Source organism: Candidatus Pelagibacter sp. PS_02, from assembly GCF_059418065.1.
Genome location: NZ_CM182079.1, coordinates 442,370 through 456,187, shown reverse-complemented (window position 1 = coordinate 456,187; position 13,818 = coordinate 442,370). Strand labels below are relative to the sequence as shown.

The window sequence follows — 13,818 nt, the reverse complement described above, 5'->3', positions numbered from 1 at the left end:
AAATTATCTTTCAAAAGATCCTTTGTTTCTAATTTTTTTTTGTAATTGCAAGATCCCATAAAGTAATGCTTCAGCTGATGGAGGACATCCTGGTACATAAATATCCACTGGTACTATCTTATCACAACCACGTACTACAGAATAAGAGTAGTGATAATAACCACCACCATTTGCGCAACTACCCATAGAAATAACATATCTCGGTTCAGGCATTTGATCATAAACTTTTCTTAATGCTGGTGCCATTTTGTTGGTTAAAGTTCCAGCTACAATCATAACATCAGATTGTCTTGGTGACCCCCTTGGTGCAGCACCAAATCTTTCTAAATCATATCTTGGCATTGCTGTTTGCATCATCTCAACAGCACAGCAAGCTAAACCAAAAGTCATCCAGTGTAATGAACCAGCTCTTGACCAGTTTATTAAATTATCAAGTGAAGTTGTTATAAAACCATTTTTACTAAAGTCTTCAGCAAGTTTTTTAAATTCTTCAGGAATTTCTTTGTTTTTATTTTCTAAGTTCATAATCTAAAATTTTATTCCCAGTCTAGTGCACCTTTTTTCCATTCATAAATAAATCCAACCGTAAGAATAAATAAAAATATCATCATTGAAGTAAAGCCAAGACCTCCAATATTGCCCAATGATATTGCCCAGGGAAAAAGGAAAGCTATCTCTAAATCAAAGATTATAAATAGAATTGCCACTAAATAAAACCTTACATCAAATTCCATTCTTGAATCTTCAAAGGGTTCAAAACCACATTCATACGCAGATAATTTTTCTGGATCTGGATGTTTTGGTGATAATATTAAGTTTACAACAACAAAAGCACAACTCAGACCAAGTGCAATAATCAAAAATATAATAATTGGTAAGTAATCTTTTAAAAATTCTGAAAGCATTTGAGTCTATATAGCAGTTTTTACCTCTTGTTGAAGGGTACTTACGTCACATTTTTAATAATATAAATGTTAATTAATAGGGAAAAAGTGGCGGGAGTGAAGGGACTCGAACCCTCGACCTATCGCGTGACAGGCGATCGCTCTAACCAACTGAGCTACACCCCCACTTTAGTTGTTTTGGTGGGCAGTAAAGGACTCGAACCTTTGACCCCCTCGGTGTAAACGAGATGCTCTACCAACTGAGCTAACCGCCCAAAACAAGCGCTACTATTACATCAAGGAATAGATAATGTAAATTGGTAATTATTGAATACTGGCTTGAGATTTATCATTAGATTGAGAAATTTTCTCAACCTCGACCCACTCAACTCTTTTTAATTCTTTTGTTAAAGCTATTTTTAATACTTCGTCAGCATGCTCAACAGGAGTAATTTTTATATCATCAATAATTTTCTTAGGCATATCAACAAGATCTTTTTCATTTTCCTTCGGAATTATAACTTGTTTTATCCCAGCTCTGTGTGCTGCTAATAGTTTTTCTTTTAATCCACCAATTGGCAATACTTGACCTGTTAATGTTACCTCGCCTGTCATTGCAACATCTCTTCTGACGGGGTTATTTGTGATTGCAGAAACTATTGAAGTGACCATACCAATACCTGCTGAGGGTCCATCTTTAGGAGTAGCTCCTTCTGGAACATGAATATGAAAATCCTTTTTTTCAAATAAAGGAGGAATGATTCCATAATCTAAACTTTTTGATCTAATAAAAGATTTTGCAGCTTTGATAGACTCTTGCATAACCTCACCTAATTTTCCTGTAATTTGCATTCTGCCTTTTCCTGGCATTATAACAGTTTCAATTTTAAGAATTTCCCCACCGTATTCAGTCCAAGCTAAACCAGTAACAACACCGATTTTATCTTTACTTTCAAGTTCACCAAATTTAAATTTTTGAATTCCTAAATAGTCTGGTAAATTTTTTAAATCAATTTTAACTTCTTTCTCTTCTCCAGAAACTACTTTCTTAACAACTTTTCTAGCTACTTTTGAAATTTCTCTTTCTAGGTTTCTTACACCAGACTCTTTTGTATAGCTTTGGATAATTTCTTTAATTATATCCTCAGATAAAGTCATTTCATTTTCTTTAACTCCATTATCTTTAACTTGTTTGGGTAGTAGATACTTATTTGCAATATTAATTTTTTCATCTTCTGTATAACCAGCTAATCTAATGACTTCCATTCTATCTAATAACGGTGGTAAAATATTCAAAGTGTTAGCTGTGGTAACAAACATGACATCAGATAAATCATAATCAACTTCTAGATAATGATCATTAAATGTTGTGTTTTGTTCTGGATCTAATGCTTCTAACAAAGCAGAAGATGGATCTCCTCTATAATCATTTCCAATTTTATCTATTTCATCAAGAAGAATAAGTGGATTTTTTGTACCTGCTTTTTTCATCATTTGAATAATTTTACCAGGTAAAGAACCTATATAAGTTCTTCTGTGTCCTCTTATTTCCGCTTCATCTCTCATACCACCAACAGAAACTCTTACAAATTCTCTGTTAGTAGCTTTTGCAATTGATTTTCCTAATGATGTTTTACCAACCCCTGGAGGACCAACTAAACATAAAATTGGACCTTTAATTTTTTCCATTCTTTTTTGGACTGCTAAAAATTCAATAATTCTTTCTTTAACTTTTTCTAAACCAAAATGATCTGCATCAAGAACTGCAAGTGCTTTTTTCAGATCAATATCAACTTGGCTTTTTTTATACCAAGGTAGATCTGTCATCCAATCAAGATAATTTCTGATAACAGTAGCCTCAGCAGACATTGGGCTCATATTTTTTAACTTTTTAAGCTCAGCCATACATTTCTTCTCAACATCTTTTGGCATTTTTGCTTTAATAATTAATTTATTCAAACTTGAAGTTTCATCTTTTCCATCTTCGATTTCACCCAATTCCTTTTGAATAGCTTTAAGTTGTTCATTTAAATAATATTCTCTTTGAGTTTTCTCCATTTGAGTTTTAACTCTTCCTCTAATTCTTTTTTCAACTCCAATAATACTGGTTTCATTCTCCATTATTTTAATTATAGAATTAAGTCTTTTCTTAACATCTATAGTTTCAAATATTTGTTGCTTCTCTGAAATTGTAGCTGTTAGGTGAGATGCGATATTATCAGCAATGTGTGATGCATTAGTTAACTTTTTAATATTATTAATCGTTTCACTTGATACTTTTTTATTAATTGAAGTTAGTTTTTCTAATCTTCTTACAGCAGTCATTGCTAGTGGTATTAAGTCTTCATCTTTAGTTACTACATCATGGTGATGAGCATATTCACAAATAATAAATTTCTCATTATCTTTAAAATCTAAAATTTTTACTCTTTTGCTTCCTTCAACTAAAACTTTTACTGTACCGTCTGGTAATTTTAATAACTGAAGAATATTACCTTCACAACCATACATGAAAACATCAGTTTTTTTAGGGTCATCTATTTCTGAATTTTTTTGGGTAACTAGAACAATTTTTTTGTCCTTTTTCATAACTTCATTTAAAGCGGCAATAGATTTATCTCTACCAACAAATAATGGAACTACCATATTTGGAAATACAACAATATCTCTTAACGGTAATAAAGGTCGTTCAATTTTTACATCCATCATCTAAATATGGATATTAAATATGATATTGCAATAGCTATTTATTACTTATTAACGTGAAATTAGGCAGCAGAAGTTTTGTCAGTCTTTGTTTTGCTACTATTTTTTGAATGAACTATGATTGGTTGAGATAGTCCTTTGGCCGCACTAGCGTCTACAATAACTTCCTCCACATTGTCTTGACTTGGAAGATCGTACATTGTTTTTAATAAAATATTTTCTAAGATTGATCTAAGGCCTCTAGCCCCAGTTTTCTTATTAATTGCTTTTTGTGCAATCTCTTTGATCGCATTTTCTTTAAAACTTAACTTAGCTCCATCTAATTTAAATAATTCTTGGTATTGTTTAATTAGCGAGTTTTTTGGTTCTTGTAGTATTTTAACTAGAGATTTTTCATCAAGATCTTCTAATGTAGCTATCATTGGAAGTCTTCCAATAAATTCTGGGATTAAGCCATACTTTAACAAATCTTCAGGTTCTAAAGTTTTCATCCACTCACCTGTTTTTTTATCATCTGTTTTTTTTACATTTGCACCAAATCCTATTGATGTACCCTTATCTCTTTGAGATATTATTTTATCTAAGCCAGCAAATGCTCCACCACAAATAAACAAAATATTTGTTGTGTCTACTTGTAAAAATTCTTGTTGTGGATGCTTTCTGCCACCTTGAGGTGGAACGCTTGCCACTGTCCCTTCCATAATTTTTAATAGAGCTTGTTGCACACCTTCTCCAGACACGTCTCTAGTAATAGAAGGGTTTTCTGACTTTCTGCTAATCTTATCAACTTCGTCGATGTATACAATTCCACGTTGTGCTTTTTCAACGTTGTAATCAGCAGCTTGTAATAATTTTAAAATTATATTTTCAACATCTTCACCAACATAACCTGCTTCTGTTAAAGTGGTTGCATCTGCCATTGTGAAAGGAACGTCAAGGATTCTTGCTAGAGTTTGAGCTAATAAAGTTTTTCCACAACCAGTTGGACCAACTAAAAGAATATTTGATTTTGAAAGTTCAACTGTTTTGCTGGTTTTAGTCTCATAATTAAGTCTCTTATAATGATTATGAACAGCAACTGATAAAACTTTTTTTGCGTGAGGCTGCCCAATAACATAATCATCTAATACAGCACAAATTTCTTTAGGCGGTGGTAACCCATCTTGATGTTTAACAAATGTGTCTTTACTTTCTTCTTTGATGATATCCATGCAGAGTTCAACGCATTCATCACATATAAATACGGTTGGACCTGCAATAAGTTTTCTAACTTCATGTTGGCTCTTTCCACAAAAAGAACAGTAAAGAATATTTTTATTATTTGTTGTCATATAATTTATAAACGAATCAGTATAGTTACTTTAATATAGAAGACTCATACTAATCAAGTATCAGTTTAAAGGGGTGTCAAGATGTTGTGTATTAAGATCTATTTTCAACTACTTCATCTATCAAACCAAACTCTTTTGCTGTATCTGGAGTCATAAAGTTATCACGTTCTAGTGCTTTCTTCACATCATCAACAGATTTTCCAGTATGTTTTGAATAAATCTCATTAAGTCTTTTTTTCAAGGCTAAAACTTCGTTAGCATGAATTTCAATATCTGTAGCTTGTCCTTGAAAACCAGCAGAAGGTTGGTGAACCATAATTCTAGAATTTGGCAAAGAAAATCTTTTACCTTTTTTACCTGCAGCTAATAAAAATGAACCCATTGATGCAGCTTGACCAATACATAATGTTGAAATATCTGGTTTAATGTATTGCATAGTATCATAAATTCCAAGACCTGCTGTCACTAGTCCTCCAGGACTATTGATATATAAATTGATTTCTTTTTTTGGATCCTCAGACTCTAAAAACAAAAGTTGAGCTGTAACTAAAGATGCTACGTTATCATTTATTGGTCCTACCAAAAAAATAATTCTCTCTTTGAGAAGTCTTGAATAAATATCATAAGCTCTCTCACCTTTATTTGATTGTTCAACAACCATAGGTACAAGAGTATTCATTTGATCTAATAAATTTGTTGTCATAAGTTGATTCTCTTACTTATACAACTTGTGATTACTTTTTACTAACTTTTTTTGTTGAAGGTTTTTTAGATGCTGAGGGTTTTGATTTTTTTTCAATTTTAGTAGATTTTGAAGCTTTTTTTTCCTCAGGATGATCGTGGTCATGATTGTGGTCATGTTCATGATTATGATCTTGTTTTTGATGTTCCTTTAAAATTTTTTCTGCTTCTTCTTTGCTAATTTCTTTTTTAGATGGTTTTGCTTTAGTTTTAATTAAATCGATAATTTTTTCTTCATACACGGTTCCTCTTAAGCTAGCTAATGCTGATGGATTTTTTTGATAAAATTCCATAACCATCTTTTCTTGGCCAGGCATCATTCTAAGTTGTTTTTGAACTTCAGCTTGAACTTCTTGTTCGGTTACTTTGATTTTATTTTGTTCACCGAATTCATTTAATATCAACCCAACTTTAATTCTTTTTTTAGCGATTTCCTCAAAATTTTTTCTACTTTTTTTAGAATCTTCTTCAGTCATACCTTGAGATAAAATCTTAACTTCTTCTTCAATTAAGTTTTCCGGAATTTCATCTACTTTAAAATTTTCAATTTCTTTTAAGATTTGAGTTTTTGCCAATTTATCTAGAGAATTTTTATATTCATCATTAATTTGTTTACTAACTAATACTTTTAAATCGGCAAGATCTTTTGCACCTAAGTTTTTAGCAAAAACATCATCTATTTTTACTTCCTCTGATTTTTTTACTTCTGTAATTTTACAAATAAAATTAGCTTTCTTATTTGCGTATTCTTTTTGTGGATAATTTTCAGGCAGAGTAACGTCAACAGATTTTTCATCATTTTTTTTAACGCCGATAAGCTGCTTATCAAAGCCTTTAATAAATAAGTCCTTACCTAGAATTAATTGTGTATTTTTTCCTTCACCACCAGTAAAATCTTTTCCATCAATCGTCGCTTTGTAGTCAAAAATAACTAAATTTTCCTCTACTGCTTTAACATCTGCTGCAACTTCTTTAAAATTGTTCTGACTTTTGGCTATTTCTTTAATTCTTTTATCTGTTTCGTTTGTGTCAATTTTAACTGAATATTCATCAAATTTAATATTTTCAACAGACTTTAACTCTACCTTTGGAAGTTCTGTTATCGACATTACATATTCTAAATCTTTATCTTCACCATAGGTTTTAAGATCGAGCTTTGGTTGTCCAGCTGGTTTAATTTTATTATCTTCTAAAGCTTTAACTGATGTATCTTTAAGAACTTTATCTAGCACTTCACTAAAAATTGCTTGGCCAAATTGTCTTTTTAAAACTTCTTTAGGCACCTTGCCAGGTCTAAAACCTTTTAAGTTAACAGTTTTTTTAATTTCTTCATATTTTTCATCCATATAAGAATTCATAGTTTCTTTATCTATGAAAACTTTAATGTCTTTATTTAAACCTTTTTTATTTTCTACTGTAACTTTCATAATTTTTTAAGCTTGTTGGTAGGCGAAAAAGGACTCGAACCTTCACATCTTGCGATACTGGTTCCTAAGACCAGCGCGTCTACCAATTCCGCCATTCGCCCACAATTCTTGTGGCTTTATATAGGATAGTTTCTATTTGTCCAATGACAATAATAATGAAATATATTAATAATCAATTATATTTACTAGTAATTTAAAAAAAATGATTATTTCTCCATGTATAAGCATATGTAAAACAGATCCTCAAACAGGATATTGTTATGGATGTGCAAGAAATAATGAGGAAAAAAAAATGTGGAAAAAGCAAGAAACTACAGAAGAATGGAAAAAATCAAACTTAACAATCATTCAAACACGTCTGAGTGGCTGGCAATTAGAGAGTTTTAAAGAATCTTATGATCATAAGATTGAAAATGGAATTTCACTTTATAAAAAGAATTTAAATAATGAGTAAATCTACTTTAGCTATATTAATTTATGTTGCAGGGTTAATCTTTGGAGCATTGGTTTTAAATATATGGAGTGCAGAAACTGGACCCAAAGCTTTTATAGGGATAATTTGGACAGCAATTTTATTAATTGCACTTTTTTATGCTGACAAGCATGAAAAAAAATAAATATAAAAACATTAATTAAGATTAAAACAGTAATAAATAGAGAGACAGGTATCTCCAAAATTTAAAAATTAATAAGTGGGAGTTTTTATAAAAAAAATTAAGTTTTTTTATTTTTCTTATTAACTTTACTTGTAAAATTTATTTTTTTTGAACCAAATCTGCTATTAGTTATATTACTTCTATGTTTAGCGTAGGCTTGCTTTTGTGCTAACTTCATTGCTTTTTTTGATGACATTTTAAATAGTTTATATTTTTTAAAAATTTTGTCGAGCAAGAACATCAAAATTTTTATCTGAAATGATTATCTCTCCAGAAGAAGGTGAAATATTTAGTACTTCTTGAATTGTTACATAATGTGTAACTAACACCAAATTGTTATCACCGTTCCATTCGTTAATATATTTTTTTAAATCATAAATTTGTTTATTTTTATTACTTGCAAATTTTGCACTGAAAAATGAATTTAAAAAACTTTTTGTTTCATATTTATCAAAAGCATGTTGAGCTGTTTGTTTGCACCTACACCACTCACTTGATAACACCTTATCAATTTTAATATTATTTTCTGAAAAAAACTTCCCAATGTTTTTAGATTGTTCAATACCCTCTATACTTAAATTTCGTTGAGTTTCACATTTTAATATATCAAAATCTAACGGATCACCTCCACCTGGTGCAATTGCATGTCTTATAAATATTAATTTTTTACCTTCTTTTAACAAACTTTGTATTTCATCATTTGAATTTGCTTTTACTGAAATATTGAAAGATAAAAGTATTAATAAAAAAAATTTTATAAATTTCATATATGAGTATAAAATTCAAAAAATTAAATAATTCAATAGTTAAATGTAAAAGTTGTCCTAGGTTAATTGCATTTAGTAAAAAAATTTCTATAGAAAAAAGAAAACAAAATATGAAAGATACTTATTGGGCTAAACCAGTTACGGGATTTGGTGATATTAAAGCTAAATTATTAATTGTAGGTCTGGCGCCTGCAGCTCACGGAGGTACTAGGACAGGCAGAGCGTTCACTGGAGATAAATCTGGAGATTTTCTATTTAACTGTTTATTTAAAGCTAACATATCGAATATATCAACTTCTAAGCATATTGATGATGGTTTAAAATTAAATAAAACCTATATTACAAATATTCTTAAATGTGTCCCTCCAGAAGATAAACCTTTAAAAAATGAATTATCCAACTGTTCAACATTTTTTAAAAATGAATTGACCTTATTAAAAAATTTAAAAGTTGTTATAGCATTAGGCAAAGTTTCATTTGATAATTGTATAGAATTTTATAAAAAAAATTATCATTTTGATAAAAAATTAATCTTCATTCACGGTGTAAAATATTTATTACCTGATAATAAAATTCTAATTCCTAGTTATCACCCTAGTCCAAGAAATGTTAATAGAAAAATAATTAATACACAAAAAATGGTAAGCTTGTTAAAGAAGGCTAAGAAAATTATTTAATTTTTATACTATCGCAAAAATAAGGTTTAAAAACTTTAAAAATGTCCTCTGGAACTTTTATAGGTTTTCCATTTTTATCTACAAAAACTAAATGTACTTTTGCCTCAACAATTAATTCGTCATCTCTAGAAATAAATTGTGACATAAAAAAAGAAGTCTTTGTAATAGATTTAACAAAGGATCTAATTTTTAACTCATCTTCAAGATAGGAGGGTTTTTTGTACTCAATGTTACAAGATTTAACAACAATTAAAGCTCCATAATCTTCTTTAATTTTTTTATTATTAAATCCGATTGTAAACAATGCTTCTGTTCTTGCTCTTTCAAGAAACCTCAAATAGTTCGCATAATAAACAACACCACCAGCATCAGTGTCTTCATAATAAACCTTTATATTGTGAAAAAAATTTTCGTGCATGAATTTATACTATCAAAAATAAATATTTTTAGCATCAAACTAAGATATAATATAACAATGAAAGTTTATATTATTTGGCTTTTAGGTGTAATTGCTTGGAATTATTTGGTCCCTAATGCTGCACCCATTGAAGATGTAATTGTTGCAGTACTTTTATCTTTTTTAAGTATTGGTCTTAAAAAAGTATTTAAATAATCTTATTCAGCTGAAAAATAAATATCTTGATAATAAGAGATAGCTTTTAATTTCGAATTATCAGTGTCAGTCATTATAGCTATACCTGAAATTTCTGTAACATCAATTTCATGAAGTTTCTTAAAATCTTTTTGCACATTTGCTTTAACAGTAACCCATGTATTTTTGTTATTTTTTGTAGTTGAGAGAACATAGTCAATAGATTTTTTTGTATATGGACTTGGCCAATATTTTCCAACATCATTATTACTTGAAAAAACATAATTAATTGCCCTGTTAGATAATGGTGTAGAACCTGTTTTTTTTATTACAAAAACTCTAGCAGCATAATCGTGCCCTTTTTTACTATTTTCAATAATTCCAGATAAATCTTTCTCAACTTTCCATGTAATATTAATAATAGGAGTTTTATTAAGATCAATTCTAATTTCTTTTCCCAAGCCTGACCCAACACCTTCAGCCTCTGCTCTTATAAAGTTACCATTTTCGTTAGACCCAACAGCCCAGCTGGTCTCTCCTTTAACTTTTTTAACTTTTAATGTATTTAGCTCATCGTTAGTAAAATCAAAAACATAAACATTTTCAGCTAACAAAGGTTTTGTTATTAAAAATAAATATCCTAATAATATTAAAAAAAATTTCATCAGTCTGAGGGTATATCTAAATTTAATTTTAAAACAATATTTGAACACACTTTAAGCATTAAATTATCAATATTGGATACTATATAAATAGAATGAAATTAATTTCTATATTTGTTTTATTAATATATTGGTCCATAATTCTACTGGCACCAGTTATTTCTAAAGAAAGTAAGTCTCTTAATGTTGATTCTAAAGTGCTAGTTAGTAAGTAGAACGACCACCACTAATATCAAAAACAGCTGCTGTTGAAAATGAGTTTTCTTCTGAAGCTAGCCAACAAATTAATGAAGTAAACTCTTCTATCTCTAAAAATCTACCTCTAGGAACCTTGGAAAGCATTCTGGCAACATGTTCTTTTGACATTTGGTCTAATATTCTTGTTTTAGCTCCTGCTGGAGTGACAGCATTTACAGCTATATTCTTATCAGCCAATTCTTTTCCTAACGATTTTGTTAAACCAATAACACCCGCTTTTGCTGAGCTATAAGCGCTTGCATTTGCATTACCATCTTTTCCGGCAACCGAAGCAACATTAACTATTCTACCATAATCATTTTTAATCATGTAAGGCACCACACATTTACAACAGTTAAATGTACCCATTAAGTTAATTTCTATTATTTTATTCCATTCAGCTACATCGTAATCCCAAAGTGAAGACGTAGACCCAGTAATACCCGCATTATTAATTAAAATATCAATATTTGAAGATTTTGCTATTTCATCAACTGTATCTTTAACATTTTTGAAAACAGATACATCAACAACATTATATGAAAGATTTGGATCATTCACAGCTTTAACAGCTTTTTTTAATTCTTCTTCATCGATGTCCCAGATAATTGCTTTTGTTCCTGACTTTAAAAACCTTTTAGCAATATCTAAACCAAAACCTTGTGCTCCACCTGTGATAATTGCTGTTTTATTTTTTAAATCAAACTGATGCATGAAATTATTTACTTGTTAATAAATTGTATGTCAATGAAGAGATAAGAGCACCAATTAACCAAGAGTAAGAATTAAAATTCATTAAACTTTCATTCCAAATTGTTGAAGCAGCAAAAATAAAACCTAGGGTTATAGAGTATACGGCTTTTATATGCCATCCATTAGTGTAAAAGTAAACTCCATCAGGTTCTGCTGAAAATATATCCTTATTATTTAAGTTTGATTTTTTAACTAAATAATAATCTATGATTATAACACCAAAAAGAGGTCCAAAAAATGCAGCAAATGTATCGACAAAAGATAAAATTCCTATCTGACTTAATAATGGTAACCAAAAAATACCAATTATAAATCCAAAAATAATAATTATATAAGAGGAAGTTTTTAGATTAAGTTTACTTGGAAAAAAATTTAACAAAGAATTTTGAGCAGGCACATAATTTGCAATTAGATTAGTAGATGCTGAAGCTACAATAATAAAAAATAAAACTATTACAGTTATAATAGTGTTATCTAAAGTTCCTATAATATCTGTAGGATTTGTAAGTATCTTTCCAATTTCCTCAAGTTTCTGATGAAAAATTACATCAGCCCCGACAACTATAAATACAGCAAAAAATGAAAATATAATAAGATTTAAAAATAAACTCAAATTACCTTTTTTTAATTCCTCTTCATCTTTAACGTAACGGGCAAAGTCTCCAAAATTTACAAGAATAATTGAAAAGTAAGCAAATACTATTCCAACTACAGTAATCAAGGGAGCAATATTACTCTTAAGAAATATATTGCTATAAGTAAAAATGTCAGCAAATGATCTTGAAACCTCCTTAACATCTAAGAGAAGTACAACAAAAAAAAATAATAGCATCCCTGTGTAAACTGTTATTGCTGAATAATTAATAATTAGCTTATTAAATTTATGACTTTTACTGAATAAAAAAGATTGTAATAGAATTGCTATTAAAAAAGCAGCCCAATCAATAATGTTAAGACCTGAAACAAAAATTAAAAAAATATCATGCTGAAGGAAAGTATTATCAACCGAAAAGAAAAATATTCGAATTAAATAACTAAATGCTTTTGATAAAAAATATGTTTGAATTCCAAACATGAAGATACCAACAAGACCTCTTATTAAAGAAAAATATTTTGCCCCAAACACACCCAATGAAGTCCTTAAGATAACGGGAAATGGAAGACCATATTTTTGAGAGGGTTTTCCTATCAAGTTAGCTAAAAAATAAACTAGAAGAGAACCAATTAAACTTCCTAAAAAAACAACTGCAATGTTTAAGTCATAAACAAGATACAATGATGCTATTAAGGAAAAAGCAATAACACTTTGTATATTAATGCCCCAAAAGCAAAAAATATCCTTCCAATTCCAAGTTTTATCATTTGGGTTAACTGACACTAATTCCCAGTTAATAAGATTAATTTTATTTTTACGCTGAATCACTAATAAATAATAAACTAATAAGTTAAAATGGAATATCTTTTTTTTTCATTTGTAATAGTATTTTGGATCTAATGCTCTTTCTTAAAAAAAATATTGGTTACTTGGCAATGTTTCTTGCTGTAATTGGTTTTGGCTCAGGTCCTCCGTTTGTAAAACTTGCTCTAGAAGAATTTCAAATTGTTGATTTACTAGCTGTAAGGTTTGCAATTGCTTTTTTGCTTATGTTAACTTTTGCTTTAATAATGAGAGTTGACTTGTCAATTAAAAAAATAGGTCTAGCACCTTTCTTGATGGGTTTGCTAAACCCTTTTCTTGTAACATTAGCATTCCATGTAGGTTTAATGCTTACGTCGCCTATTAATGGTGTTGCTATTATAAGTACAATGCCAATCATGCAACCTTTTGTTGCTAAAATATTTTTAAATGAAAAAATTGAGATAAAGGTTTTAATAGGAGCTTTTATAACAATTATTGGAACTTATATCCTCTTATCAAGTCAAACTATTATTGGTCAGGGAAATTATATTGGGGACTTTATTATTTTTGCAGGAATGACTTTGGCTTCAATTAATGAAGTTATTGGTAGAAAAAAAATGCAAACTAATGTTAACCAGCTAGGTGTAAATACTTACCAATATTTTACTGGTTTCATTTTATCATTTTTAATATTATTTATTATTTGGCCTAACTCTACCTTTGGATATTCATTTCATTTAGAATTTACACCATCAGTAATAGCTGCAATCACTTTATCTTTTATAACTTTTGGTTCTTATTTATTTTATAATTATGCCTTGAGAAGGGTTCCAATAGGAAGAATTAGTCTTATGTATCCTTTAACAGGGCCCATAGGAGCTTTATCTGCCTGGGTAGTAATTGATGCAGAAATTACTTTAAAGATATTTATTTCATTGGGAATTATTTTAGTTGGAACTGTAATTCCTTATATAAATAAAAAATAA

The 13,818-nt window shown here is 29.4% G+C and carries 17 protein-coding genes and 3 tRNA genes; 5 read left to right on the top strand and 15 right to left on the bottom strand.

All coding sequences use genetic code 11. The features are described from left to right. Positions 1–3 precede the first annotated feature (3 nt). The 9 genes from AC5SL4_RS02465 to AC5SL4_RS02425 form a co-directional block, all read right to left on the bottom strand. Positions 4–525, bottom strand: coding sequence for a NuoB/complex I 20 kDa subunit family protein (locus AC5SL4_RS02465; RefSeq protein WP_006997035.1), 522 nt, complete (start codon positions 523–525; stop codon positions 4–6). 11 nt (positions 526–536) lie between these two features. Further along, entirely contained in the window at positions 537–905 is a 369-nt protein-coding gene (locus AC5SL4_RS02460) for an NADH-quinone oxidoreductase subunit A (RefSeq protein ID WP_006997036.1), read from the bottom strand. Positions 906–993: 88 nt separating this feature from the next. Then, positions 994–1,070, bottom strand: a tRNA-Asp gene (locus AC5SL4_RS02455). 13 nt (positions 1,071–1,083) lie between these two features. Further along, positions 1,084–1,159 (bottom strand) — tRNA-Val (locus AC5SL4_RS02450). Between the two features lie 49 nt (positions 1,160–1,208). After that, positions 1,209–3,593 carry an endopeptidase La gene (gene lon / locus AC5SL4_RS02445; protein WP_027306582.1) on the bottom strand — a complete coding sequence of 795 codons (2,385 nt, stop codon included), beginning with the start codon at positions 3,591–3,593 and terminating at the stop codon, positions 1,209–1,211. Positions 3,594–3,652: 59 nt separating this feature from the next. Next, positions 3,653–4,921, bottom strand: a complete 1,269-nt coding sequence (clpX, locus tag AC5SL4_RS02440) for an ATP-dependent Clp protease ATP-binding subunit ClpX (protein ID WP_006997038.1) — start codon at positions 4,919–4,921, stop codon at positions 3,653–3,655. Positions 4,922–5,012: 91 nt separating this feature from the next. Continuing rightward, on the bottom strand, positions 5,013–5,624 hold the full coding sequence (clpP, locus tag AC5SL4_RS02435; RefSeq protein ID WP_494587516.1) for an ATP-dependent Clp endopeptidase proteolytic subunit ClpP: 612 nt from the start codon (positions 5,622–5,624) through the stop codon (positions 5,013–5,015). A gap of 31 nt (positions 5,625–5,655) precedes the next feature. Then, the gene (gene tig / locus AC5SL4_RS02430; RefSeq protein ID WP_494587515.1) at positions 5,656–7,089 is read right to left on the bottom strand and encodes a trigger factor; all 1,434 of its coding nucleotides are present in this window, start codon (positions 7,087–7,089) and stop codon (positions 5,656–5,658) included. 16 nt (positions 7,090–7,105) lie between these two features. Continuing rightward, positions 7,106–7,190: transfer RNA gene (locus AC5SL4_RS02425), tRNA-Leu, on the bottom strand. A 101-nt stretch (positions 7,191–7,291) separates the two neighbouring features. Here AC5SL4_RS02425 and AC5SL4_RS02420 point away from each other — a divergent pair. Beyond that, entirely contained in the window at positions 7,292–7,543 is a 252-nt protein-coding gene (locus tag AC5SL4_RS02420) for a DUF1289 domain-containing protein (protein WP_018414054.1), read from the top strand. Further along, positions 7,536–7,706: a hypothetical protein gene (locus AC5SL4_RS02415; RefSeq protein ID WP_006997042.1), complete on the top strand. Its 171-nt coding sequence runs from the start codon at positions 7,536–7,538 to the stop codon at positions 7,704–7,706. Before AC5SL4_RS02420 ends, AC5SL4_RS02415 begins: the two co-directional genes overlap by 8 nt. A gap of 97 nt (positions 7,707–7,803) precedes the next feature. On the opposite strand, the gene AC5SL4_RS02410 is transcribed toward AC5SL4_RS02415, so the two are convergent. Together AC5SL4_RS02410 and AC5SL4_RS02405 are read right to left on the bottom strand one after the other, a co-directional pair. Beyond that, positions 7,804–7,941 (bottom strand): hypothetical protein, encoded by a 138-nt coding sequence (locus AC5SL4_RS02410; RefSeq protein WP_196218403.1) that lies wholly within the window; start codon positions 7,939–7,941, stop codon positions 7,804–7,806. 19 nt (positions 7,942–7,960) lie between these two features. Then, complete coding sequence (locus AC5SL4_RS02405; protein ID WP_006997044.1) at positions 7,961–8,512, bottom strand: histidine phosphatase family protein; 552 nt, start codon at positions 8,510–8,512, stop codon at positions 7,961–7,963. A 2-nt stretch (positions 8,513–8,514) separates the two neighbouring features. Here AC5SL4_RS02405 and AC5SL4_RS02400 point away from each other — a divergent pair, with 2 nt between their 5' ends. Further along, positions 8,515–9,189 (top strand): uracil-DNA glycosylase, encoded by a 675-nt coding sequence (locus AC5SL4_RS02400; protein WP_494587514.1) that lies wholly within the window; start codon positions 8,515–8,517, stop codon positions 9,187–9,189. Here the strand turns inward: AC5SL4_RS02400 and AC5SL4_RS02395 are convergent. After that, positions 9,182–9,607: a YbgC/FadM family acyl-CoA thioesterase gene (locus AC5SL4_RS02395; RefSeq protein WP_006997046.1), complete on the bottom strand. Its 426-nt coding sequence runs from the start codon at positions 9,605–9,607 to the stop codon at positions 9,182–9,184. The two genes, AC5SL4_RS02400 and AC5SL4_RS02395, sit on opposite strands and share 8 nt — an antisense overlap. Positions 9,608–9,664: 57 nt before the next feature. On the opposite strand from AC5SL4_RS02395, the gene AC5SL4_RS02390 reads away from it, so the two are divergent. Then, a complete protein-coding gene (locus tag AC5SL4_RS02390) occupies positions 9,665–9,802 on the top strand; it encodes a hypothetical protein (protein WP_006997047.1) in 138 nt (45 codons plus the stop codon). 2 nt (positions 9,803–9,804) lie between these two features. Here the strand turns inward: AC5SL4_RS02390 and AC5SL4_RS02385 are convergent, their stop codons facing one another. From AC5SL4_RS02385 to AC5SL4_RS02375, 3 genes are all read right to left on the bottom strand, one after another. After that, positions 9,805–10,446: a DUF3047 domain-containing protein gene (locus tag AC5SL4_RS02385; RefSeq protein ID WP_006997048.1), complete on the bottom strand. Its 642-nt coding sequence runs from the start codon at positions 10,444–10,446 to the stop codon at positions 9,805–9,807. A gap of 201 nt (positions 10,447–10,647) precedes the next feature. Continuing rightward, positions 10,648–11,394 (bottom strand): SDR family NAD(P)-dependent oxidoreductase, encoded by a 747-nt coding sequence (locus AC5SL4_RS02380; RefSeq protein ID WP_006997049.1) that lies wholly within the window; start codon positions 11,392–11,394, stop codon positions 10,648–10,650. A gap of 4 nt (positions 11,395–11,398) precedes the next feature. After that, positions 11,399–12,811, bottom strand: coding sequence for a cytosine permease (locus tag AC5SL4_RS02375; RefSeq protein ID WP_494587513.1), 1,413 nt, complete (start codon positions 12,809–12,811; stop codon positions 11,399–11,401). A 116-nt stretch (positions 12,812–12,927) separates the two neighbouring features. Between AC5SL4_RS02375 and AC5SL4_RS02370 the strand changes: the two genes are divergently transcribed. Then, positions 12,928–13,818 (top strand): DMT family transporter, encoded by an 891-nt coding sequence (locus tag AC5SL4_RS02370; protein WP_041185786.1) that lies wholly within the window; start codon positions 12,928–12,930, stop codon positions 13,816–13,818.